The organism is Serratia sp. PL7 (assembly GCF_945957435.1).
In genome coordinates, this window is the sequence record NZ_CAMFLB010000034.1 from 60,036 (window position 1) to 80,735 (window position 20,700).

Genomic DNA, 20,700 nt, shown 5'->3' on the forward strand with positions numbered 1-20,700 from the left:
GGAGGGTCAGGATGAAATTGACATCAATCGCGCTGGTATTGGGCCTGGGTATGGCCCCGTTTTTCTCGGTAACAGCCGCACTGCAAACAGAGCAATCCCAACAGGGAAACACCGCCAGTGTCAGTACCACCCTGCAGGCGCTGGAAGAAGCGCAGTCGAAAAAAAATGCGCAGGAATGGGGGCTGACCACCGAGGAATGGCAGCGTTATCAGCAGTTGAGCAAAGGGCGTCGGGGGATTTTATCGCCGGGGTTAGATCCGATCACCACGCTGGGTATCGAAGCGCGGAGCGAGGAGGAGCGGCGTCACTACGCCGACCTGTCCGTCAAACAGGACTTTCAGCGGGTTGAGGCTGAGTTGGCATTCCAGCGTGAAGTGAATGCCGCCTGGGTTCGTGTCTACCCCGGTATCCTGCCGGTGCGTTCTGCCGGGGATGCCGGGCAGGGTAATGGGCGGTTGGCGCTGTTTGTCCGGGCGGACTGTGGGGCTCCGTGTGAGAGCAAAGTGGCGTCCCTGCTGACAAGCCAACGTTTGCTGGATATCTACCTGGTCGGCAGCGAAGGGAAAGATGAGGCCGTTCGGGCCTGGGCGAAAAAGCTGGCTATCCCCGTTGAGCGGGTGAAAGCGAAAACGCTGACGCTCAATCACGACCGGGGGCAGTGGATCAAGTTCGGTCAGGGACGTATGCCAGTGGTGCTGCAACAGGGAGAAAACGGATGGCAAGTTACCGCGTATTGAGTGCGCTGGCGCTCCTGCTCTGCAGTTCGAACAGCCTGGCGACCGTGTCCTCTCAGCAGATCCCGTCAGGCTACTACCAGGTGGCGGTGCAGGAGCGGGTGCCCGCCGAAGCCTTGTACAGCCTGGCGCTGACGGAATCGTCAAAGAAACTTCCCCACGGCGTTCGCCCCTGGCCGTGGACCATTAACGTTGCCGGGAAAGGGTATCGCTATGCAACCCGCCAAGAGGCTTATCAGGCGCTATTGGGGTTTATGCGCCATAACTCACTGAAACGTATCGACGTCGGGATTGCGCAGGTGAATCTGGGCTGGAACGGGCATCACTTCCGTTCCACCTGGGAGGCCTTTGATCCGTACATCAATCTGCATGTGGCGGCCCGTATTCTGCGGGCCTGCTACGACAACAAGCCGGGGAGTTGGATAACCGCTGCCGGGTGCTATCACCATCCGGCAGGCGGCCAGCCTGCACGGACCTATCAAGCCATCGTGAAACGGCATTTGAATCGCCTGCAGCCGACAACTGGCGTACTGGCATCGAATGTTGTCATTGAACCTGCAGCAGGAGCGACGCCATGAATCTGAATCCACGTTTACTGACCCGCCTGAGCTGTGTGCTGGTATTGGGTGTCGCCAGTTTCACCGTCCAGGCTGACCTTACCGTCGTCGCCGATGTGGGCGGCCAGTCTACAGCAACGTATTTCGAGGGCATCAATAATCAGGGCAAAGCCACGGTATCCCAGGCAGCGCCGTTGTCTGTTATTCCACTTACCGTTTTGCCCATCAGCACCCCTGAGCTGACACCCGGCAAAGTGGAGGCCAAGGCACTGGCTCTGCCGGGGATGCGCCCGATGTTTTTGATTGGTGATGATGACCTGTCTCGCCGTTGGCTGTCACTGCGTCGAGATGCCCTGGTGCAGTTAAACGCGGTGGGACTGGTGGTGAATGTTGCCAGTGAAGGGGCGCTCAACGACCTGAAGAAACACGCGGATGGGCTGGAGTTGTTGCCGGTCTCGGGCAGTGATCTGGCGAAGCGGCTGGGGCTGACCCATTACCCGGTGCTGTTGACGGAAAAGGGATTGGAACAATGAGATCGGGCCTGATGCTGGGGAGTCTGGGACCGTTGGTCTGGTGGCTGCTTTTACTTAGCGTGCTTAGCTGGATAGCGTTACTGATTGGCGCGAAAGTCAGTCGCCATCGACGTTATCAGCGCCAGGCGCAACGTATTCTGGCGCGTCTTCCCCAGTTGGCCGGTGACGGCCAACGCCTGAATTATCTGCGTAAAGTGAACCCCTATGTGTTTGAAGAATTGCTACTGACTGCATTCGAACGTCGGGGGTATCGCATCAAACGCAACCGGCGTTATAGCGGTGACGGTGGGCTTGATGGGCAGGTGTGGATGGGTAGCCAGCGTTATCTCATCCAGGCCAAACGCTATGCCCGCACCATCACACCGGCCCATGTGGTGGCATTTGGGGCGCTGGTCCGCCGCGAACGTTGCCGGGGGCTGTTTATTCACACCGGGCGTACCGGCCTGAAGTCCCGCGAGGCGCAGAGCGCCTCTCCCTGCATTGAATTTATCAGTGGTCAGCGGCTGCTTGACCTGATCGACCAGCAGCGTCCCTGGCTACTGAATGAGGAGTGAACAATGAGTGATCGTTATGTGATTGAGGCGATGTTGCGACCTGCTGTTGAGCTGAATACAGCGGTCGTTGCCGCCTGTGCCAGCTATATCTGTGTGACCGCGCCGTGGGCAGTGGCATTGGCTCCTGCTGTCAGCTATGTCACTGCCGGTGGGTTTGCCGTGTTTGCCCTGAAACGGACCCGTGAGGGGGTCAGGGTGCTGCGCTACCGGCGCAATATCCGCCGTTTGCCGCGCTATGTCATGACCAGCGCCCAGGTACCGGTAAGCCATCAGCGTCTGTTCCTGGGGCGGGGGTTCCTGTGGGAGCAAAAACACACACAGCGCCTGCTGGCGACATTGCGCCCCGAAGTGGAGCGCTATGTGAATCCCCCGACGCTGTACCAGGCGGCGCGTCGTTTTGAACAGCACCATGAATACCGTTACCCCACCTTGTGCAAATGGCTTTCCAGCCAGTCAGCGCTTAATCCTGTGCGCCCACTGCCGGACGTCGGCGGCAAGCCCGCATTGCATGGTATTGAACCCGATGAAGTCAATGTCTCGATGAATCTGGGAGAGCGAGTTGGGCATATGCTGGTTCTGGGGACGACCCGCGTCGGTAAAACCCGCCTGGCGGAACTGCTGATCACCCAGGATATTCGGCGTGGCAACGTCACCATTGTCTTTGACCCCAAGGGGGATGCAGATCTGCTCAAACGCATTTACGCCGAAGCCCACCGCGCCGGTCGCGCCAGCGAACTGCAGGTGTTTCATCTGGGTTGGCCCGACATCAGTGCCCGCTATAACGCCGTGGGCCGTTTCAGCCGTATTTCTGAGGTGGCCACCCGTGTGGCGGGACAATTGGAAGGCGGCGGTAACAATGCGGTGTTCCGGGAGTTTGCCTGGCGGTTTGTCAACATCATCGCCCGTGGCCTGGTTGCCCTGGGACAACGGCCTGACTTTGGCCTGATCATGCGTTACGTCAATAACATCAGTGACCTCTATGAAAACTACGCCGAGTTTTACCTATCGCAACATGCCCCGGCGTTGTGGCAGCAGATTGAGAGTCTGGTGCCCGTTCTTGATGAGCGTGATGTTCCCCGGCATATGGAGGGGCGCTCGATGCGTATCGTGGCGATTGAGCATGTTTTGGGAAGTGATGAGGGAAAACGAGTGTATGACCCTGTCCTGGATGGCCTGCGCTCGTCTGTTCGCTATGACCAGAAATACTACGACAAAATTGTTGCCAGCCTGCTGCCGTTGCTGGAGAAACTGACCTCCGGCAAGACGGCACCGTTGATCTCCCCGGACTATACCGACCTGACCGACCCCCGCCCCATTTTTGACTGGCAGCAAGTGATCCGCAAGAAGGGCATTGTCTATATCGGTCTGGATGCGTTGTCAGACCCGGAGGTGGCGGCGGCGGTGGGCAACAGCATGTTTGCCGACCTGGTGAGCGTAGCCGGTCATATTTACAAGTTTGGTATCAATGATGGTTTGCCTGTGGAGGATGAGAAGAAAACCCCCATTAGCCTGCACTGTGACGAGTTTAACGAACTGATGGGCGATGAGTTTATCCCGCTTATCAACAAGGGCGGCGGTGCGGGTATCGAGGTGACGGCGTATACACAGACCCTGCCGGACATCGAGGCGCGGTTGGGCAGTGCGGCCAAGGCTGCACAGGTGGTCGGTAACTTCAACAGCCTGGTGATGCTGCGCGTCCGGCACACCGAAACGGCAGAACTGATGACAAAACAATTACCTGAAGTAGAAGTGTATACCAAAACCCTGGTGTCTGGCGTCACCGATATTTCCAACCCGGAGATGGGCAGTGATTTTACCTCCAATACCCAGGACAGGGTGAGTTCGGTACGTACGCCGCTGATCACTCCGGCCAATGTGATCAACCTGCCGAAAGGCCAGGCGTTTGCCTTGCTGGAAGGGGGTAAACTGTGGAAGATCCGTATGCCGTTGCCAGCGGCGGGGAATGATGCCTTGATGCCGGACAGTCTGGGGAAGATTGCCGAGTATATGAAAAAAAATTATCGCACGGGCGATACCTGGTGGTCGGGAGCGGCCTTGCCGGGAGACCGGGCACCCGAGATTGACAATAACGTGGTCTGATGAGGGAAGTTCAATGAATCTGAAACAACAATATCGTGTCAGTGCTGTACTGGCATCCAGTCTGGGGCAGTCTGCCGAGGTGCCCCGCGATATCATGACGGTGCTGAAGGCCCGGCACTGTTCAACACCGTTTGCCCCGGAGATCGTGACGGCGTTGAGTGAATTAGGGTATGACGCCCGACGAGAGCAGGAGCCTTGCCCGGTTAACCAGGTGGGGATCTGGGTGACAATCAATGCCCAGCCCATGCTGCTGCAATGTGAGCTGGAAGTCCTGGCGTTGCATTAAGGAGAGGGGTATATGGCACAAGCATCTTCTTCCCCGCAACCGGTTCAGCAGACCCAGCCACCTAAACCGCATGGTTTGCTGATGACGGTATTGTGGGACATGCCCTGGCGGATAGTTGGCATGTTACTGGTTTCTCTGTTGTTTAGCTTGATAGTGGAGTACATCGGGATCGCCTTCTTCTGGCCGGAACAGGGAGCCGAGCACAGCCGTGCGGTGATGGTGACGGAAAGCGGTTATTTCTCTGAAGGGTTTACCCGTAGTTTGTTGCTGTCAGCGCCGGTGACCACGGTGAGTACCTGGATAACGGTCGGCTACCAGTTGCTGTTTGTGAACAGCGGTTTTCTGGGGTGGCTCCAGTCAGCGCAGTCAAGTAACAGCGGCAATGCCCTGACGGATGGCCTGAATGTCAGTGGAGCCTGGTTGATACAGGTGGCGCGTGAATACCTGATGGCCTCGATGTATGTCACGTTGGTTTTCCTGATGCGGGTCACCATCCTGGTGTTGTCGGTGCCGCTGTTTGTTCTGGTGGCTCTGGTGGGGATCGTGGACGGGATGGTAAGGCGTGACCTGCGGCGTTACGGCGCGGGGTATGAGTCGAGTTTTCTGTATCACCATGCCAAGCGGTTCGTGAAACCGGCGCTGTTTATCCCTTGTATCGTGTATTTGTCGGTGCCGTTCTCGGTGTATCCGAACGTCTTGTTGCTGCCTGCTGCGCTGCTGATGGGATTGGCGATATCGGTAACAATGGGATCGTTCAAAAAATACTTATAGGTGTGTTCATCCCTGTGGGGCGGATAACAAGTGCTCAACCTTTAGTTGAATACTTACGGTAATGCGTATAGAATTATTTTACTGCAAGAGCATTCGCAGGGGGCGCAAATCAGATACAGGCCTTCTGTGCCGGGCAGTCAGATGGCTGATCATCTGCCGGGTAGTTACGACAACAGTCGGTTTCTGAACCCTATGTGCTAAAGAAATGCTGCGACTACCAACAAAATTATACGGGGTGCTGATTGCGCCCCGTTTTTTTTATTGAATTTTACCAATCAATACACCATGAGCTTTTCTTCGCGTATACGCAGTAACAACGACATATATCCAGCCTGAATCCGTCTCAGGGGCTTCTTTTGGCTCCAAAATCACAACACCTAACGATGACTTTAAAACCGTTGTTCTATGCTTCCCGCCAGGGTGATTGAATTCACAATAGATCGGTACTCCTGGGCGAATAATATCACTCACGAACCGCGCCACATCGTCTACAGTTCCATACCCTAATTTTGCTAGCTCACTTTCGTGTTCAGCCCAGATATGGCGAACACCAAAACCTCTGTTTGGGCCACTATGCTTACCGGCACGTAGGAAAATGTCTCCGGCAGGAATACTGTCGCTTTTTGAATTCATCTCTGGAACCCTTCCATAACACACAAGACCACCAGGGTGAGCTATCTCCTCGTTAGGGTAACCAACTATGCCGTAATTGTTCGGTGGCACTAAGTGATCCTCATAGGTAACTGTACGAGCATATTACCAGTACAAAACGGCATGAAGAACAACACAGTAGCCCCTTTTCTACTTTGATGTCTATTTTGTAGATTTTAGGTCAAGCCCCTCGATGGCGCGGTTCGCGCCACGCGTTGAACCCCGGATAAATTTTCAAAATCTCCCTTCTAGTTGTTTGCTGACCCACTCCCGCCTTTTCGCCAAGCTCTCTCCTGCATCTATTACCTGTAAAAGGAGGTTCCCATGCACATAACACCGCTGCGGGCGTTGTGTCTCGCTGGCAGTCTGTTCACCGCGCTGTCCGTCCAGGCCGGTGAGAAAGACGAGTTGGCCCTGGTCATGAAGCAATTGGATCAGGTGCAGGCCAGCCTGGAGCGCGCCCGTGTGGTGGCGGTTCAGGACGGCCAGTCCGGGCGTTTTCATTTTGACTATCTGCGGGCTACGCAGGACGTCAACACGATGCGTCGGGGGGTTGAGTTTTACCTCGAACCTTCCCGTGCTCAACCCACCACATCGTCAGTCTCCGGGCAATACCGCCAGGAGCGTCGGTAATGAATGAAGCACAGACCGCCGCGTTTAAAGCCGCTGCTGGCAACGTCGAACCTGCCGTCCTGAACCTGCTGTTTATCGGTTCATTGATTGCGGTATTGACGCTGTGGGCAGGGTGGGGATTTGTTCACGTCTATCGGGGCTATGCGGCAGGCAACATCAAAGGGGCTGCCGTTCAACGCTTCGTGGTCCGTGTCGTCATCTTGCTGTTGGTCAGTCTGTATTTGTTCGCCAGTTAATCATTTATCTCTTCTTCATTTGTAAGGAAACCACCATGAATTTGCCGTCTCTTTTCTCTTCCGCCCGCCGTGTCGCACAGCGTATCAGTCAGTCCACCTTGCTGCTGGCGTTAACGGCTGTCACGTCAGCCCACGCGGCTTTACCGACCGTTGAAGGCCCCAAATCCAGCACCGACAGTTCGTTCTACGGCCAGATTTCCGGCTACCTCAATGACGGGATTGTCCTGGGGGGCTTGATCCTCGCCGCTGCAGCGCTGCTGGTTGTTGCCAACGCCATCATTGCGACCTTCTCCGAAGTCCAGCAGGGCAAATCCACCTGGGCCAAGTTCGGCATGCTGGTCGTGGTCGGTATCGTGCTGGTCGTCGCGGTCATCTGGCTGGCAACCAAAGCGGCCACGGTTATCGTGGGCTAAGGCAGGTACGGTATGGCGACTATCTCGTTTCTACCCGACCGGCTGAATGCAGAGCCTATTGTATTCAAGGGCTTTACGACGCCAGAGCTGTTTATGACTGCGGGATTAAGCGTATTGGGCGGCCTGGTGGTCGCCATACCTTTTACCCTGTTTATTGGCTGGCTGGCGTTCCCTACCGTCAGTTTATTGATGCCGATTGTCGTCGTGTTTTTCGGCGGCAAGCTGATGGCGCGTTTCAAGCGCGGCAAACCGGAGAACTACCTGTACCGGCGTGTTGAGCTGTGGCTGAGCCGTCAGCGGATGGGCAATCCCCACTTGATACACCGTAGCCAGACCTGGGCATTGCGCCGTTCAACGCCGGTCATTCGCCAGTTCCAGGAGGAGTTTGATGAGTAAGTACAGAAGTGCGGTCAATGCGCGTGACCGCCATATTTCAACCCTGCGTGGAGCCTGCGGGGTGTTGATGGTTCTGCTGATGATAGCCCTTGCTGGCTGGATGTTGTCACCGCGCAACCTGACCGTTCATAACCCGCCCGATCTGCGCTCGGGCTCGACCCGTGCCTGGTGGGAAATCCCGCCTCCCACGGTGTACAGCTTTGCGTTTTACATCTTCCAGCAACTGAATTCCTGGCCGAAAGACGGCAACACCGACTATGAGTACCGTATCGGCACGCTGTCTGCTTACCTGACGCCGACCTGTGAAGAGTGGCTCAACAAGGATGCGAAACAGCGTAAATCTGCCGGGGAATTGCGTGAACGCGTCAGGGGGATCTCTGAAGTCCCTGGGCGCGGTTACAAGGACGACAGTGTCACGGTGGTGAGCCGCGATAGCTGGATCGTGCGCCTGGATCTGGTGGCCGATGAGTATTACCACACCGAACCGGTGAAACGCGCCCTGGTGCGTTACCCGCTGAAGATTGTGCGCTGGGATCAGAACCCGGAAGCCAATCCCTTCGGTCTGGCACTCGATTGCTACGCCGATATTCCCCAACGCCTGGAAGCGGCCCCGGTCGCACCGGTCGAGAAGAAAGGACTGTTCTGATGATGTCTACCCGTTATCTTCCTTTATATCTGGCCCTGTTGGGCCCCGTGTGCGCCGTGAGCCTGCCGGTTGAGGCGGTGGAACTGATGAAGTGGGAGCGTATCCCGCTACAAGTGCCGCTGACAGTCGGACAAGAGCGTATTGTGTTTGTGAACAAGAACGTCCGGGTCGGTTTTCCCCCGGAGCTGAACGGTAAATTGCGGGTGCAGAGCACCGGCGGCGCGGTCTACCTGCAGGCGAGCAGTGTCTTTGCCTCCACGCGGTTGCAACTGCAGGACGTGGAGAACGGTGAGCTTATCCTGCTGGATATCACCGGTCTGGAGGGCAAGCAGGTGCGTGAGCCGGTGAGCCTGGTCTATCAGGGCGAGGTCTCCAGTGCGACCGGCAGCGACAACACCTCGGTCAGTGCAGCGGAGACGGCCACCACCAAGGGCAAGGGTTCGGCCTCCGCCAAAGACACAGCCCCACGTATCACAACGCCCTTGCCGATTGCCCTGACCCGTTACGCGGCACAAAACCTATATGCCCCTCTGCGTACGATTGAAGCCTTGCCGGGCGTGCATGCCATTTCGCATGGCCTGTCATCGAACATTACTTCTCTGTTGCCCTCCGAGCCGGTCACGGTGCGCCCGCTGGCCGCATGGGGGGTACAGGGATACAACGTGGTCGCGCTGAAGCTGACCAATCAGCGGTCGGGGAAAGTGGTACTCGACCCGCGTCGTCTGCAGGGCACCTTCCATTCGGCGACCTTCCAGCATCGCTGGCTGGGTGCAGCCGGTACACCGGAAGACACCACCCTGCTGTACCTGGTGATGCAGGGACGCCCGGACGCGGCGTTTTTGCCTGAGCCGGTGATACCCGTGGTGAAAGCCAAAGGCAAGGCGCGAACCTCGTCAGGAGGACAGACACATGCAAATTAAATCCAATACCCTGCTGAAAGTCCTGGTGCCGGTGGTGTTGTTTATTGCCATCGCCATTGGGGTGAAATCCTGTGGTTCAGGCACCCCACCGGCCTCATCGACCGTCAAAACGAATACGGTGGCTGACCTGACCGATGAGGAGTTACAGATCCTCGGTATCGAGGGGGATACCCCGGAAGATACCCTGCGAACCCTGGTGGCACGTCTGAAGGTTATCCAGGACAAGCAGGCCAGTCTGGAGCGGCAGAATGTCACGCTGTCGGAAGAGAACGCCACCCTCAAAGAAGGCGGGGTGAATGTCGATAACCGCATTCGTGATGCGGTCAATGTGGCGAAGCAGGAAGAGGTGCAGGCCCGGCAGAAACTTCAGGCGGAGCAGCAGCGCCTGGCAACGCTGATTGAAAATCTGAAGGGCATGGGCGGTCAGCCAGTTCAGACGCCGTCTGCCGGTTCATCCGCATCAGGGCAGGGACAGCAGGGTGATTTGCCGATTGGGCTGGGCCTGGAGGGCAGTGACGGGGCAACGGGCACCGTGAGCGGCGGTGTGATGTGGATTGAGCCGCAGGACGCTGTACAACTCGACCGTAATGGTAAACCCATTATTGGGGCGGTAGCTACCGGCACTGCAGCGGGCACCGGCAGTTTCCAGTTCCCGAGTTCTTTTGCCAGCCTTGATGATAATGAAATCAATCGTCAGAAAGCCGAACTGGATCGCGTGGCGAAAAATCAGCAGGCCATTGAGGAGGCGACCCCGGTGTATACATTGCCGGAAAACTCGACCCTGATCGGTAGCCGAGGTATGACGGCGTTGCTGGGCCGGGTACCGATTGATGGCAAAGTCACCGATCCGTACCCGTTCAAGGTGCTTATCGGCAAGGAGAACCTGACGGCCAACGGCATCGAGCTGCCGGACGTGGAAGGGGCGATTGTCTCCGGTACCGCCACCGGCGATTGGGTGTTGTCCTGTGTCCGGGGCGAAGTTCAATCGATCACCTTTGTCTTTACCGATGGCACGGTGCGTACTGTGCCGTCCCCGGCCAAATCCAGTGATGGCAGCAACGGCAAATCGAACGGCGGCAGCATTGGCTGGTTGTCCGATGAAAACGGCGTGCCGTGCCTGTCCGGGGAGCGCAAATCCAACGCCTCCACCTACTTGCCGACCCTGTTCGCGTTGTCCGGTGCCGGTGCGGCGGCGGATGCGATGGCGAACGGCCAGAACACCACCTCGGTGGACGGCACCACGGTGACCAGTACGCTGACCGGCAGTGCAGGACAGGCGGCGCTGGGCAAGGCCTTGTCAGGGGGCACCAATGAACTGGCCGACTGGGTCAAGGCACGTTACGGCCAGATGTTTGACGCCGTGTATGTCCCACCGGGTGCCCAGGTGGCCGTCCATATTACCCGTCAGATCCCGATTGACTATGAAGAGCAAGGCCGCAAGGTCCGGTACGATTTTGATATCAGCCAGCAGCATGCGCTGGATTGAGGAGGTTTTGATGAAACAGCACGTTTTACCGTTACTGTGTCTGGCTATCTTGTTGACCGGCTGCAGTACCACCAAAGATGAAATGCTGCCACCGGGGGATTCTACCATGCTGGAGTTGTGGCAAAATAAAGGCTCATCGGCACGGACGTCCACCGAGGCCCGCAGCACATTACGCCGGGGATTGACCGATGACGACAGCGCTGTGCGTCAGGCGATTGAGGAGAGCTATACCCGGACGGCGGAAAACGAGATCCAGCAAATTTTTCCGCGCCTGCCGAACCCCGATATGGTGATTTATATCTACCCGCACATGGCGGGAAATGCGCCCGCGCCGGTGCCGGGTTATAGCTCGGTATTCTCGTTTTACAGCCGGGTGCAGTATGCGCTGCCGGGTGAACGTACGGAGGCGCTGTAATGTTCTCATTGTTTAGCAAGAAGAAAATCGGCCAACAGGCTCCTGCAGCAGCAGAAGACGATGGCCTGGATACGGCGGTCTTGACGCGTGAGCCGCAGGTGAAAACCGGCAAGCTGACGGTGGCTGAGGAAAAGGCGCTTTACCCGAATAACCCGACGTTTGTGGATTACCTGCCGTGGGCCGAGTACCTGCCGCGCAGCCAGTGCCTGTTGCTCGATGACGGGGTATCGGTCGGGGCGGTGTTCGAGATTGTACCGGTGGGTACCGAAGGGCGGACGCCGGAGCGACTGGAGGAGATCCGCGATGTGGTGGAAGATGCCCTGCAGGACAGTTTTGAAGAGCGGGATTCGCACCCGTGGGTGGTGCAGTTCTTCTGTCAGGATGAGACCGACGTTACCGAATACCTGGATAAACTGCGCGGTTACGTCAAGCCCTGGGCGCAGGGGTCAGCGTTTACCGAGGCCTATCTCACCGAGATGGAGCGGCATATGCGCGGTATCGCGGTACCCAAAGGGCTGTTTATCGACAAGGCGATCACCGGCGCACCCTGGCGCGGCCAGCAACGCCGGACTCGGATGGTGGTCTACCGCTATGTCAATCCGGCACTGCGCGAGCCGCATCCCCCGGAAGAAGCGCTGAACCAGGTCTGTGAACGACTCTCGTCAGCGCTGGCCGGTGCCGGTGTCGTGGCGGCCCGTCAGAACGGGGAGCAGATCCACGCCTGGTTGCTGCGCTGGTTTAACCCCGAGCCTGACTGGGTCGATAAAGAGACCTTGTATCGCACGGCAGCGCACCAGGATGATGAGTCGGGTGTGTTACCGGTGGAAAATGATTTCAGTGAGACGGTGCTGTTTTCACCGCCGCGTTCTGACGTGGAGCGCGGGGTGTGGTGGTTTGACGGACTGCCGCACAAGGCGGTCACTGTTGACCGGCTGCGCCGGGCGCCCACCGTGGGGCACCTGACGGGGGAGACGCGCAAAGGAGAAAATATCAATGCGCTGATGGATTTGCTGCCAGAAGGGACAGTGGTCTCACTGACCCTGGTGGTGCAGCCCCAGGACGTGCTGGAAGAGCGCTTTAATCACCTGGCAAAGAATGCCATCGGCGAGAATACCGAGTCGGAGCGGGTGCGTGAAGACTCGGAGACCGCCAAGCGTTATCTGGGGGAAAAACACAAGCTGTACCGGGGCAGCATGACCTTCTATCTGAAGGCCCCGACAGTCAAGGTGCTGAATGCCCGCCAGCGTGACCTGACGGCGGTCTTGTTGAACGCCGGGTTGCAGCCAGTGAAGCCGGAGTTTGATGTTGCCCCGCTCAACGGCTACCTTCGCGCCTTGCCGATGTGCTTTAACCCGATGCACGACAAAAAACACTGGTATACCCGGCTGACCTTTGTGCAGCACATGGCCAACTTGCTGCCGGTGTTTGGCCGTGATACCGGCACCGGGCATCCCGGCTTTACCTTCTTTAATCGCGGTGGTGCACCGCTGACCTTTGATCCTCTCAACAGTCAGGACCGCGCCAAGAATGCTCACCTGGTGTTGTTTGGACCCACTGGTTCGGGCAAATCGGCCACCTTGAACAGCCTGTTTGCGCAGTTGATGGCCATTCACCGCCCCCGGCTGTTTATTGCCGAAGCCGGTAACTCCTTTGGCTTGTTTGCGGATTACTGTGAAGAGCTGGCGTTGACGGTGAACAAGGTCAGCATCAAGCCCGGTTGCGGTATTTCTCTGGCTCCCTTTGCCGATGCCCACCGTCTGATCGAGACGCCAGCCGTTCTGGTGAGTGAGGAGGAACTGAGTGAACGTATCGAGACCGAGGACAGTGACGAGGAGGATGACGAGGAGGAGCGTGACATTCTGGGTGAACTGGAGATTGTGGCGCGACTGATGATCACCGGTGGCGAGGCCAAGGAAGAGGCCAAGTTGGAACGGGCTGACCGGGGCATGATGCGTGAGGCCATCCTGGTGGCCGCGCGAGCGGCCTATAACGCAGGGCGGCAGATGGTCACCGGCGACTTGCAGGCCGCGTTGTACCAGTTTGCCGCTGATTCTGCACGGCCAGAAGTTCGCCGAACCCGAGCGCAGAACATGGGGGAATCGCTGGGCGTGTTTATGCAGGGGTTCCTGGGCGAACTGTTTGACCGCCCCGGAGATAACTGGCCGGAAGCCGACGTGACGTTGATTGACCTCGGGACGCTGGCGCGGGAAGGGTATGAAGCGGCACTGGCGGTGGCGTACACCTCGCTGGTGAACACCATCAACAACATTGCTGAGCGCGATCAGTTCCTGGACCGGGAAATCGTGTTTGCGACCGATGAAGCGCACATGATAACGACCAACCCATTGTTGGCCCCGTTCGTGGTCAAAATTGTGAAGATGTGGCGTAAACTGGGGGCCTGGCTGTGGCTGGCGACGCAGAACCTGGAGGATTTCCCGAATACGTCGAAGAAGATGCTCAACATGATTGAATGGTGGCTGTGCCTGGTGATGCCACCGGAAGAGGTGGAGGAGATCGCCCGCTTCAAGAAATTGACGGTGGAGCAGAAAGCCATGTTGCTGTCGGCGACCAAAACCCCCCGTTGTTATACCGAAGGTGTGGTGCTGGCGAGCCGCATTGAGGCGCTGTTCCGGGCAGTACCGCCAAGCTTATATTTAGCCTTGGGTATGACCGAGAAAGAAGAGAAGGCGGCGCGACGGGCGATTATGCAGGCACAGGGGGTGTCAGAGTTGGCGGCAGCAAAACAGATTGCACATCAACTGGATGTCGCTCGCGGTATCGCTAAGGCGGCGGCATGATGCAGTTGAAAAAGGCTATGTTGGAGATTGTGGCCGGTGACGGTGGTGAAGGTGGGGTGCTGTTTGAGGCCCCGCCACAGGGTAACCCGCGTATCAGTGAGGCACATGCCGTGCAGTTGGCTGAGCTGTGTGAGCAGATCCAGATGCGTGCCCAGCCGGTGGTCTCGATTACCTGTTCACCGCACCGGGTGGGGCATCACAGTTGTGTCGCGGTGAAGTTCGCTGGGGCCAGCGCCTGTGTCAATCTGTTGTTGACGATCACCGGCACGTTACGCTGGCCGACCTCGCAGGATTATGTCCTGGCTCCGCGCTGGTATATCAACCTGCCGGATGCGGTCGATACAGTGTACCTGGTGACGCAGTTGGCTGAGCGATTGGGCGTTCCCGAGTAGCAGTTATACGCGTCTGGCCCCTTTATTTTGGCGGCAGGTTACCGGTTTCGGTAGTCTGCCGTTTTTTTCATCAGAACACCCCCTGGTTCCCCTAATTTTTCCCCGCGCATTTCGAGTTGTTTGCTGTTTTTGTCAGCAATGCGCGTCACCCTGCGGTTTTGTCCCACAGGAGTGAAATGTGATGAAGAAACGTAACGCTGTGTTCCTGCTGGCTATCGGGTGCGCTGCCGTATCGGCACAGGCGGCCACCGTGGTATATACCGACAGTCAGCATCCCCCGACTGGATTAGGTACCGGTCATCAGGTGGTTTACCTGGATGCGCCGGAGACGGTTCAGCACGAGGTATTTGGTGCGCTGTCGGCTGACCCTCGCCAGGCAGAGCAGCAGGCCAACGCGGTGCTGCAGTCCCCTGACTGGCAGCAGAAAGAACAAAAGATAGTGCAGGCCTACCAGGGCGTTCTCCAGGCCTACGGTCTCGAACTGAAGAAATATCCTGCCGTGGTATTTGACGACCATTATGTTGTGTACGGCACGGCTGACGTTGCCCTGGCCGAATCGAAGCTGGCTGAGCACAAGGGGGCTCAATGAAACGACTCTCCTTGCGTCGTCATAAGTTGGCGACGGCGTTATTGCTGTGCAGCGCGGTACAGCCGTTCACGGCCAGTGCCATCAACTCGGTAGCGATAGTCACCAGTGCCCTTTCTCCGTCCTGCCTGGAATACCGGGTTGTCGGGGTGTGTTACTGGCTGTTCTGTACCGCGTGGGGATGTACGGTTCGGACCTCCGTCAAGGTGAAGCACTACATTCCCAATGCCGTGGTGTCCAGCTATGCCCAGACCGGGGATAACCCCTGGTCGGAAGTGGCGATACTGGGGACCGGTATTCAGGGTGTGGCTGAAGGCGGTAGCAATAATGAGCAGAAGCGTGGGCTGCGCAAAGACAACCTGCGTTTCAAGAACGCCGATGCGATTGGTCACCCTGCATTAGCCGCCCCGTTGTTTAACAACTTCATGGGGTCGATGGGCTACACCTGCGCCGGTTCGGCCACGGCGTTTGTGCCGTATTTCCTCAGTACCCTGGATGCCCTGATGTGGCGTACCGGTCTCCCGGAAACCCTCTACCCGGAAGCCCTGACACCGGGAATGCGTGAAGTGGGGTCAACCGGGAATATGTGGGGCAATGTGTACCCCCGTGGCGGGTTTGTCACCCAGGTGGATGACTACAAGGCGGCGGCTGTTGTCGCACAACGTACTGCAGACATTATCACGCGTACCGGTCAGGTGCATGTCTATAACCCGATGACCGCCAGCCGCAGTGACGGGTACTGGCCGCCCGACCCGGTGACGGAGAATACCGGCACCAAAAACCACAAATGGCAGCAATTGGTTCCCTCGGTTTCCTCTTCCTGTGCCGTATTCCCAGACAACAGCAACCCCATCGCGACAGATGGCGCGTATGCCTGGGCGCTCTGGCAACCCTATTCCTGCTGCCAACGGCGCGGGCAAACGTTCCTCTACAGCACTGATTTTTAACTCAAGGGAGTGTACACCATGACATTCAACGCATTTTTAAAGGCAGGGGCGCTGGCAGGTGCTGTCCTGCTGGTTCTGAATCAACCGGCATTGGCGGCGTTCGGTATCACGGGCGAAGAAGCCAACGTCGGTTATGGCAAAGGAATGAAAGGGGCGGTAAACGACAACCTGTTTTACTCCATCGGTGGGGGAACCGTGATATCCCAGCCCCCCAGTAGCAACAATATGGAGAAAATGGGACTCGGTATCAGTTGGAACAATGACCTGATGTGCGGCAATTTCGATTTGAGTACCACGGTCAAGAACCAGCTCAACGGGGCGACGGATGGCTTTAAAAACATGATGGGGGATGTGATTAATGGGGCTACCGGCGCGGTTGCCAGCCTTCCGGCGATGATAATCCAGCGGGCGAATCCTGGACTGTACGAACTGCTGACCAACGGTGTTCTGCAGGCCAATGTGGCGTTTGATAAGGCTCAGCTCAACTGCCAGACGATGTCGAAGAAACTGGCTGATTACTCTTTGTCAGGCAAGTTGACGCAAACCGCTATCGGGGAAGAGTTTCAAAACGTCATTTCCAGTACGTCTGATGCGATCCGTGCAGATAATAGCTTGAAGAAATCGACGGGCAAAGAAGGGGTGAAATGGGTGGGGGGGCAACAGCGCGGGGGGACGGGTCAGAAGGCTATCAAACCCACGTATGACATTGCCAAAGCGGGTTACAACATCCTGAATAAACAGTCTGCAACCAGTGATGCTGCGGTGAGCACTTCAGCGTGTAATGGCTCGTTGTGTCAAAAGTATAAAACCAGTGCTGAAGCAGCAGATGCGGTATCGAAAGTTCTGGGGGATCGAGCGCTACGCACTTGTGTGAGTGGCAGCGAATGTAATAGCGGTGGGTTGGAAAATGAGCCGGGCACCTCTACACCAGGCGAAGGTTTTTCTCCCACGCTGGAAAAGACCACCAAAGAGAATCAGGAGATCCTGATCAAACTGGTGAACGGTAACCTGGCTCCCAATACAACTAATCTGGCAACGTTGAAAACCGGTGATTTGGCCGTAACGCGCGGGGTTATCCAGGCGCTGAAAGATGACCCAGACAATGGGGCGTTGGTACAGCGTCTGGCCGGGGAACTGGCGATGGCAGACACCATTACGACGGCATTGGCGATGCGTCGTATGTTGATGGTGGGGCAATCAGAGCCTAGCGTAGCAGCCCAAGAGCCCATCGTGGCGGAATCTGATCGCCGCCTGGAGTTTCTGGATCGGGAGATCCAGGCGCTGAAAAATGAGATGGATATACGCAAGGCCATCAGCAACAACTCCATTCTGGTGGCGATCACCCGTCAGGAAGCGCGTGAAGTGGACAACAGCCTGCGTCAGGACCGTCAACAAAATGACAGTGCTGTCCAAGGGCTCAGCAAGTCCACGGAGGAATAATCAATCATGACGACCACAAGAGTATCGAAGGACGAAACCCAAAACCGACCAAAGACAATGGCGCAGCGCCGGTGGCGTAAAGCTACCGGTTTTATTTTCGGCATGGCAGGGATTTTGTTACTGGGGGGATGTGCGACGGCATTGGGGCTGTATCTTGCCGGACATGAAACCGCACTGACAGACTGGCTGCAGCAGGCGCGAGTTCCGCTGTTTATCTGGCGGTTAACACTGTACGGCATTGTGGCCGCCATGTGGTTTCACCGTGTCCGGGCGACGTTGTTACGTCAGGCCTCGTCACCGTGGGCGGTTTACCGGCTCGAAGTGATGATGGTGTGCCTGGCCTTGCTGATTGAATTCACCAGTTACCGTTGGGGGATGTGATGACGACGGACAGTTATCTTGAGTTTTTCCTGGTGTTCCTGGGCTGGCTGATTAACAACGCCCTGTGGACCATTATTACCGCCACGGGGTTGTTCGCGTTGCCGTTGGTACTGAAGGTGGCCGGAGTCTGGTTGAAGGTGCGTACCGAAGGGGATGACGAGGGAAACAAGGGGGCGCTGGCGCTCCCTCGCATCGAGCAGGTATTGTACGTGGCGTTCATCGTTATTATGTTCTGCGCGATGCCTTTTCAAGAAGTGGATCTGACGGTGATGAAGTTTGACCAGACCCGCTCCAGACAATGCGGCACTAACGTGCCCAAGCCGGATGAATCAGGCTATGGCGGGTTGTTGACCGACTTCAACGGCCAGGTTGCCAAGGTGCCGATGTGGTGGTACCTGGTTCACAACCTGTCAAAAGGGGTAACGCATGCAGCCATTGCGTCCATCCCCTGCGGTATGGAACTGCGCCAGTTGCGCTTTGAGGTACAGCATACCCAACTTATTGATCCGGTGATCCGTCAGGAGGTGCAGGAATTCGCCAATCAGTGCTATTCCAAAGCCTACTACAAGTTGAAATCCACCAATAGCCAGCTTACTGATGCCACCATCAATTCGGTGGGCTGGATAGGCTCGAGCTACTTCCTGAATACGGGGGGCTACTATGACTATTACACGTCTACCTCACCCCGTTCGCAGTGGCCGTACAGCGAGAGTCGGGACAGCGGTTATCCCAACGTGGGGCGGGGTGGGTACCCCACGTGCAAGGAGTGGTGGAGTGCCTCCGGTACCGGGCTGAAAAGCCGATTGTCAGGGAGCTATAACACCAAAGTTGCCAACAGGATGAAGTTCGTTGATAGCGAAAATTGGGAGGAAAATCTGTTGCGCTGGCTGGTCAGCCCGCAAAATACCCTGATGTCCGGGGGGCATGAAACCTATATGGCGGGAAGCCAACGGGGGACCGGGATAGACCTTGATACTAGTTTCAAGCAGATGGTCAGTGGCCTGGGCGCATTCTCAGCACAAGCGACCCAGTTACCGGCGTTTGATGCGCTGCGTCAGGCGTTGCCGATGGTGCATGGCATTCTGATGATGGCGCTGGTCATTTGTATCCCCCTGGTGATGCTGTTCGGTGCCTATGACCCCAAGGTGGTGGTCACGCTGACGTTTGTCATGTTTGCGATGACTTTCGTGACATTCTGGTGGGAACTGGGCAGTTGGCTTGATGATCGGCTCATCGAGATTGTCTACACTGGCGCTCGCGGGTATTACAACTGGTTCAGCAGTGTTGGGGCTGAAGGCTGGATTATGAATCTGGTACTGGGGTCGATGTTTGTGGTGCTGCCTGCATTTTGGTTCGGGGCGGTGAGTTGGAGTGGTGTTCAGATCGGTGGGGCATTATCTTCAGCAGTTGATAAAGCTAGTCGAGGGTCACAGCAAGCGGGTGCTGAAGGGGGCGCTGCCGCAATGAAAGTAGCCAAGACAGTTGCAACAAAAGGGGCATCGAAAGGGAAAGGCTGAGCAGTGCAGGCAGTGAATGGTCGTTTCACTGCCTGTTTTTATGCATCGTTGTCGAAATGTACAGTTTTGTCGTCATTATGACGATAACCAGCATGTAATGTTTCATCTTCTGTTGATGTGTTAGTCGGGGGAGTTGTTTCGATCCCAGCAACAACGATTGCCACTATAACTGAAAACACCATCTTCACGGCTTCAACTAATCCCTTGGCGATAACGCTCCAGATATCATCCTGCGTTTTGTTAGCCATGCTTTCTCCCTCGTTTTATCTGCTTATCATAACATGGTCACCTTACGGCAGCGGTGATGCAAAAACAACCTGTTTACTGCATGAAGGGTGACGTAATCTGAGACAAATCATGACGCATTTTGAGTCAGCGCTGGGGATCACGAGGCCGGGAAATTATAATTTTCTCAATTTGAGTTAAAAATAGACTCACTTTGGGGTTTATCAGAAGGTGGGCGTGTTTTCACACGCTCATTTTTCCCAATATGAGTCATATCAATACGCAATTAGAGACAAAGCTATGCTCAACGTATCTTGTGATGATGGATCGACCTACGTAAAACTGGCCTGGCTGGAACAGGGTGAGATCAAGACACATCTGTCGGGTAACAGTTTCAAAGATGGCTGGAGCCCTGCCATCCTGGGAACGCGAAAAGTGTTCAACTATACCGTTGACGGGAAAAAGTATTCGCATGATTTGGGAAGCACTGCAGCAATCGGCACCACGCATGTCAGTTACCAATACAGCACCACAAACCTACTTGCCATTCATCATGCCCTGCTGACATCGGGTTTACCACCACAGGAGATTGCACTGACGGTCACCCTGCCGGTGACGGAATTTTTCGATGCGGATAACCAGCCGAATGAGGCGAATATAGAGGCGAAGAAAAATAATGTTTTGCGCGATATTTCGTTGAATAAAGGAGAAACCTTTAAAATTATCGATGTGAAGGTCATGCCTGAGTCCTTGCCAGCGGCATTGGCTTCAATCATTGCTGATGAGGTTAATCCACTGGAGCGTAGTTTGATTGTCGATCTAGGGGGAACCACGCTGGATTGTGGCATTATACAGGGGGCTTTCGAAAGTATTACCGAGGTCAAAGGGAATGCAGAGATTGGGACATCTCGAATTAACCGGGCGGTGATGAATGCATTAATGAATGCTTCTACCCCAAGTAGCTATTATGTGACGGGGGAAATTATCAGGAATCATTTGGATGAGGACTATTTACGAACCCTCATCAATGACGTTGACCAGATCAGTAATATTCAGTCGGTAATACAAATGGGGGTCGCCTCA

Annotated in this window: 25 protein-coding genes; 23 read left to right on the forward strand and 2 right to left on the reverse strand. The window is 56.3% G+C overall.

Annotation, left to right across the window (positions count from 1 at the left end; translation table 11 throughout):
• Positions 1-11 precede the first annotated feature (11 nt).
• Genes N6G83_RS49350 through N6G83_RS49380 form a run of 7 tightly spaced genes read left to right on the forward strand, consistent with a single transcriptional unit; the run spans position 12 to position 5,535 of the window.
• Positions 12-737 (forward strand): TIGR03759 family integrating conjugative element protein, encoded by a 726-nt coding sequence (locus N6G83_RS49350; protein WP_050135265.1) that lies wholly within the window; start codon positions 12-14, stop codon positions 735-737.
• Entirely contained in the window at positions 716-1,312 is a 597-nt protein-coding gene (locus N6G83_RS49355; protein ID WP_050135263.1) for a transglycosylase SLT domain-containing protein, read from the forward strand. Before N6G83_RS49350 ends, N6G83_RS49355 begins: the two co-directional genes overlap by 22 nt.
• 26 nt (positions 1,313-1,338) lie before the next feature.
• Complete coding sequence (locus tag N6G83_RS49360) at positions 1,339-1,824, forward strand: integrating conjugative element protein (RefSeq protein ID WP_050135333.1); 486 nt, start codon at positions 1,339-1,341, stop codon at positions 1,822-1,824.
• The gene (locus N6G83_RS49365) at positions 1,821-2,378 is read left to right on the forward strand and encodes a restriction endonuclease (protein WP_087784700.1); all 558 of its coding nucleotides are present in this window, start codon (positions 1,821-1,823) and stop codon (positions 2,376-2,378) included. The genes N6G83_RS49360 and N6G83_RS49365 overlap by 4 nt, the downstream gene beginning before the upstream one ends.
• A 3-nt stretch (positions 2,379-2,381) precedes the next feature.
• Complete coding sequence (traD, locus tag N6G83_RS49370; protein WP_050135261.1) at positions 2,382-4,478, forward strand: type IV conjugative transfer system coupling protein TraD; 2,097 nt, start codon at positions 2,382-2,384, stop codon at positions 4,476-4,478.
• Positions 4,479-4,491: 13 nt separating this feature from the next.
• Positions 4,492-4,764, forward strand: coding sequence for a hypothetical protein (locus N6G83_RS49375; RefSeq protein WP_050135259.1), 273 nt, complete (start codon positions 4,492-4,494; stop codon positions 4,762-4,764).
• Positions 4,765-4,776: 12 nt separating this feature from the next.
• A complete protein-coding gene (locus N6G83_RS49380; protein WP_050135257.1) occupies positions 4,777-5,535 on the forward strand; it encodes a TIGR03747 family integrating conjugative element membrane protein in 759 nt (252 codons plus the stop codon).
• A gap of 258 nt (positions 5,536-5,793) precedes the next feature.
• Here N6G83_RS49380 and N6G83_RS49385 read toward each other — a convergent pair whose 3' ends face one another.
• Positions 5,794-6,168, reverse strand: a complete 375-nt coding sequence (locus N6G83_RS49385; protein ID WP_050135329.1) for a hypothetical protein — start codon at positions 6,166-6,168, stop codon at positions 5,794-5,796.
• A 342-nt stretch (positions 6,169-6,510) separates the two neighbouring features.
• Here N6G83_RS49385 and N6G83_RS49390 point away from each other — a divergent pair, with 342 nt between their 5' ends.
• The 15 genes from N6G83_RS49390 (at position 6,511) to N6G83_RS49460 (ending at position 19,392) form a co-directional block, all read left to right on the forward strand.
• On the forward strand, positions 6,511-6,819 hold the full coding sequence (locus N6G83_RS49390) for an RAQPRD family integrative conjugative element protein (RefSeq protein WP_050135255.1): 309 nt from the start codon (positions 6,511-6,513) through the stop codon (positions 6,817-6,819).
• Positions 6,819-7,055, forward strand: a complete 237-nt coding sequence (locus tag N6G83_RS49395; protein ID WP_050135254.1) for a TIGR03758 family integrating conjugative element protein — start codon at positions 6,819-6,821, stop codon at positions 7,053-7,055. Before N6G83_RS49390 ends, N6G83_RS49395 begins: the two co-directional genes overlap by 1 nt.
• 41 nt (positions 7,056-7,096) lie before the next feature.
• Entirely contained in the window at positions 7,097-7,468 is a 372-nt protein-coding gene (locus tag N6G83_RS49400) for a TIGR03745 family integrating conjugative element membrane protein (RefSeq protein WP_050135327.1), read from the forward strand.
• 12 nt (positions 7,469-7,480) lie between these two features.
• The gene (locus N6G83_RS49405) at positions 7,481-7,864 is read left to right on the forward strand and encodes a TIGR03750 family conjugal transfer protein (protein WP_038275066.1); all 384 of its coding nucleotides are present in this window, start codon (positions 7,481-7,483) and stop codon (positions 7,862-7,864) included.
• A complete protein-coding gene (locus N6G83_RS49410) occupies positions 7,857-8,510 on the forward strand; it encodes a PFL_4703 family integrating conjugative element protein (protein WP_050135250.1) in 654 nt (217 codons plus the stop codon). The genes N6G83_RS49405 and N6G83_RS49410 overlap by 8 nt, the downstream gene beginning before the upstream one ends.
• A 2-nt stretch (positions 8,511-8,512) precedes the next feature.
• Positions 8,513-9,430, forward strand: a complete 918-nt coding sequence (locus tag N6G83_RS49415) for a TIGR03749 family integrating conjugative element protein (RefSeq protein WP_050135325.1) — start codon at positions 8,513-8,515, stop codon at positions 9,428-9,430.
• Positions 9,420-10,916, forward strand: coding sequence for a TIGR03752 family integrating conjugative element protein (locus N6G83_RS49420; RefSeq protein ID WP_050135248.1), 1,497 nt, complete (start codon positions 9,420-9,422; stop codon positions 10,914-10,916). The genes N6G83_RS49415 and N6G83_RS49420 overlap by 11 nt, the downstream gene beginning before the upstream one ends.
• A 10-nt stretch (positions 10,917-10,926) precedes the next feature.
• Entirely contained in the window at positions 10,927-11,331 is a 405-nt protein-coding gene (locus N6G83_RS49425) for a TIGR03751 family conjugal transfer lipoprotein (protein ID WP_050135246.1), read from the forward strand.
• On the forward strand, positions 11,331-14,129 hold the full coding sequence (locus N6G83_RS49430) for a conjugative transfer ATPase (RefSeq protein WP_050135244.1): 2,799 nt from the start codon (positions 11,331-11,333) through the stop codon (positions 14,127-14,129). The genes N6G83_RS49425 and N6G83_RS49430 overlap by 1 nt, the downstream gene beginning before the upstream one ends.
• On the forward strand, positions 14,126-14,521 hold the full coding sequence (locus N6G83_RS49435) for a hypothetical protein (RefSeq protein ID WP_050135242.1): 396 nt from the start codon (positions 14,126-14,128) through the stop codon (positions 14,519-14,521). Before N6G83_RS49430 ends, N6G83_RS49435 begins: the two co-directional genes overlap by 4 nt.
• Before the next feature lie 181 nt (positions 14,522-14,702).
• Positions 14,703-15,110 (forward strand): TIGR03757 family integrating conjugative element protein, encoded by a 408-nt coding sequence (locus N6G83_RS49440; RefSeq protein WP_050135240.1) that lies wholly within the window; start codon positions 14,703-14,705, stop codon positions 15,108-15,110.
• On the forward strand, positions 15,107-16,054 hold the full coding sequence (locus tag N6G83_RS49445; protein WP_050135237.1) for a TIGR03756 family integrating conjugative element protein: 948 nt from the start codon (positions 15,107-15,109) through the stop codon (positions 16,052-16,054). The genes N6G83_RS49440 and N6G83_RS49445 overlap by 4 nt, the downstream gene beginning before the upstream one ends.
• Before the next feature lie 18 nt (positions 16,055-16,072).
• Positions 16,073-17,494 carry an integrating conjugative element protein gene (locus N6G83_RS49450; protein WP_050135235.1) on the forward strand — a complete coding sequence of 474 codons (1,422 nt, stop codon included), beginning with the start codon at positions 16,073-16,075 and terminating at the stop codon, positions 17,492-17,494.
• Between the two features lie 6 nt (positions 17,495-17,500).
• On the forward strand, positions 17,501-17,875 hold the full coding sequence (locus N6G83_RS49455; RefSeq protein WP_139815932.1) for a hypothetical protein: 375 nt from the start codon (positions 17,501-17,503) through the stop codon (positions 17,873-17,875).
• On the forward strand, positions 17,875-19,392 hold the full coding sequence (locus N6G83_RS49460) for a conjugal transfer protein TraG N-terminal domain-containing protein (protein WP_050135232.1): 1,518 nt from the start codon (positions 17,875-17,877) through the stop codon (positions 19,390-19,392). The genes N6G83_RS49455 and N6G83_RS49460 overlap by 1 nt, the downstream gene beginning before the upstream one ends.
• A gap of 38 nt (positions 19,393-19,430) precedes the next feature.
• On the opposite strand, the gene N6G83_RS49465 is transcribed toward N6G83_RS49460, so the two are convergent.
• Positions 19,431-19,640: a hypothetical protein gene (locus N6G83_RS49465; RefSeq protein WP_050135229.1), complete on the reverse strand. Its 210-nt coding sequence runs from the start codon at positions 19,638-19,640 to the stop codon at positions 19,431-19,433.
• 277 nt (positions 19,641-19,917) lie between these two features.
• On the opposite strand from N6G83_RS49465, the gene N6G83_RS49470 reads away from it, so the two are divergent.
• Positions 19,918-20,700 (forward strand): plasmid segregation protein ParM (locus N6G83_RS49470; protein WP_260524234.1); only part of this gene is annotated, 783 nt, incomplete at its 3' end.

Excerpts from the sequence above, each read along its gene's own strand:
- N6G83_RS49350 (WP_050135265.1), top strand. The coding sequence starts at position 12 with ATGAAATTGACATCAATCGCGCTGGTATTGGGCCTGGGTATGGCCCCG.
- N6G83_RS49355 (WP_050135263.1), top strand. The coding sequence starts at position 716 with ATGGCAAGTTACCGCGTATTGAGTGCGCTGGCGCTCCTGCTCTGCAGT.
- N6G83_RS49365 (WP_087784700.1), top strand. The coding sequence starts at position 1,821 with ATGAGATCGGGCCTGATGCTGGGGAGTCTGGGACCGTTGGTCTGGTGG.
- traD (WP_050135261.1), top strand. The coding sequence starts at position 2,382 with ATGAGTGATCGTTATGTGATTGAGGCGATGTTGCGACCTGCTGTTGAG.
- N6G83_RS49375 (WP_050135259.1), top strand. The coding sequence starts at position 4,492 with ATGAATCTGAAACAACAATATCGTGTCAGTGCTGTACTGGCATCCAGT.
- N6G83_RS49380 (WP_050135257.1), top strand. The coding sequence starts at position 4,777 with ATGGCACAAGCATCTTCTTCCCCGCAACCGGTTCAGCAGACCCAGCCA.
- N6G83_RS49385 (WP_050135329.1), bottom strand. The coding sequence starts at position 6,168 with ATGAATTCAAAAAGCGACAGTATTCCTGCCGGAGACATTTTCCTACGT.
- N6G83_RS49390 (WP_050135255.1), top strand. The coding sequence starts at position 6,511 with ATGCACATAACACCGCTGCGGGCGTTGTGTCTCGCTGGCAGTCTGTTC.
- N6G83_RS49395 (WP_050135254.1), top strand. The coding sequence starts at position 6,819 with ATGAATGAAGCACAGACCGCCGCGTTTAAAGCCGCTGCTGGCAACGTC.
- N6G83_RS49405 (WP_038275066.1), top strand. The coding sequence starts at position 7,481 with ATGGCGACTATCTCGTTTCTACCCGACCGGCTGAATGCAGAGCCTATT.
- N6G83_RS49410 (WP_050135250.1), top strand. The coding sequence starts at position 7,857 with ATGAGTAAGTACAGAAGTGCGGTCAATGCGCGTGACCGCCATATTTCA.
- N6G83_RS49415 (WP_050135325.1), top strand. The coding sequence starts at position 8,513 with ATGTCTACCCGTTATCTTCCTTTATATCTGGCCCTGTTGGGCCCCGTG.
- N6G83_RS49420 (WP_050135248.1), top strand. The coding sequence starts at position 9,420 with ATGCAAATTAAATCCAATACCCTGCTGAAAGTCCTGGTGCCGGTGGTG.
- N6G83_RS49425 (WP_050135246.1), top strand. The coding sequence starts at position 10,927 with ATGAAACAGCACGTTTTACCGTTACTGTGTCTGGCTATCTTGTTGACC.
- N6G83_RS49430 (WP_050135244.1), top strand. The coding sequence starts at position 11,331 with ATGTTCTCATTGTTTAGCAAGAAGAAAATCGGCCAACAGGCTCCTGCA.
- N6G83_RS49435 (WP_050135242.1), top strand. The coding sequence starts at position 14,126 with ATGATGCAGTTGAAAAAGGCTATGTTGGAGATTGTGGCCGGTGACGGT.
- N6G83_RS49440 (WP_050135240.1), top strand. The coding sequence starts at position 14,703 with ATGAAGAAACGTAACGCTGTGTTCCTGCTGGCTATCGGGTGCGCTGCC.
- N6G83_RS49445 (WP_050135237.1), top strand. The coding sequence starts at position 15,107 with ATGAAACGACTCTCCTTGCGTCGTCATAAGTTGGCGACGGCGTTATTG.
- N6G83_RS49450 (WP_050135235.1), top strand. The coding sequence starts at position 16,073 with ATGACATTCAACGCATTTTTAAAGGCAGGGGCGCTGGCAGGTGCTGTC.
- N6G83_RS49455 (WP_139815932.1), top strand. The coding sequence starts at position 17,501 with ATGACGACCACAAGAGTATCGAAGGACGAAACCCAAAACCGACCAAAG.
- N6G83_RS49460 (WP_050135232.1), top strand. The coding sequence starts at position 17,875 with ATGACGACGGACAGTTATCTTGAGTTTTTCCTGGTGTTCCTGGGCTGG.
- N6G83_RS49465 (WP_050135229.1), bottom strand. The coding sequence starts at position 19,640 with ATGGCTAACAAAACGCAGGATGATATCTGGAGCGTTATCGCCAAGGGA.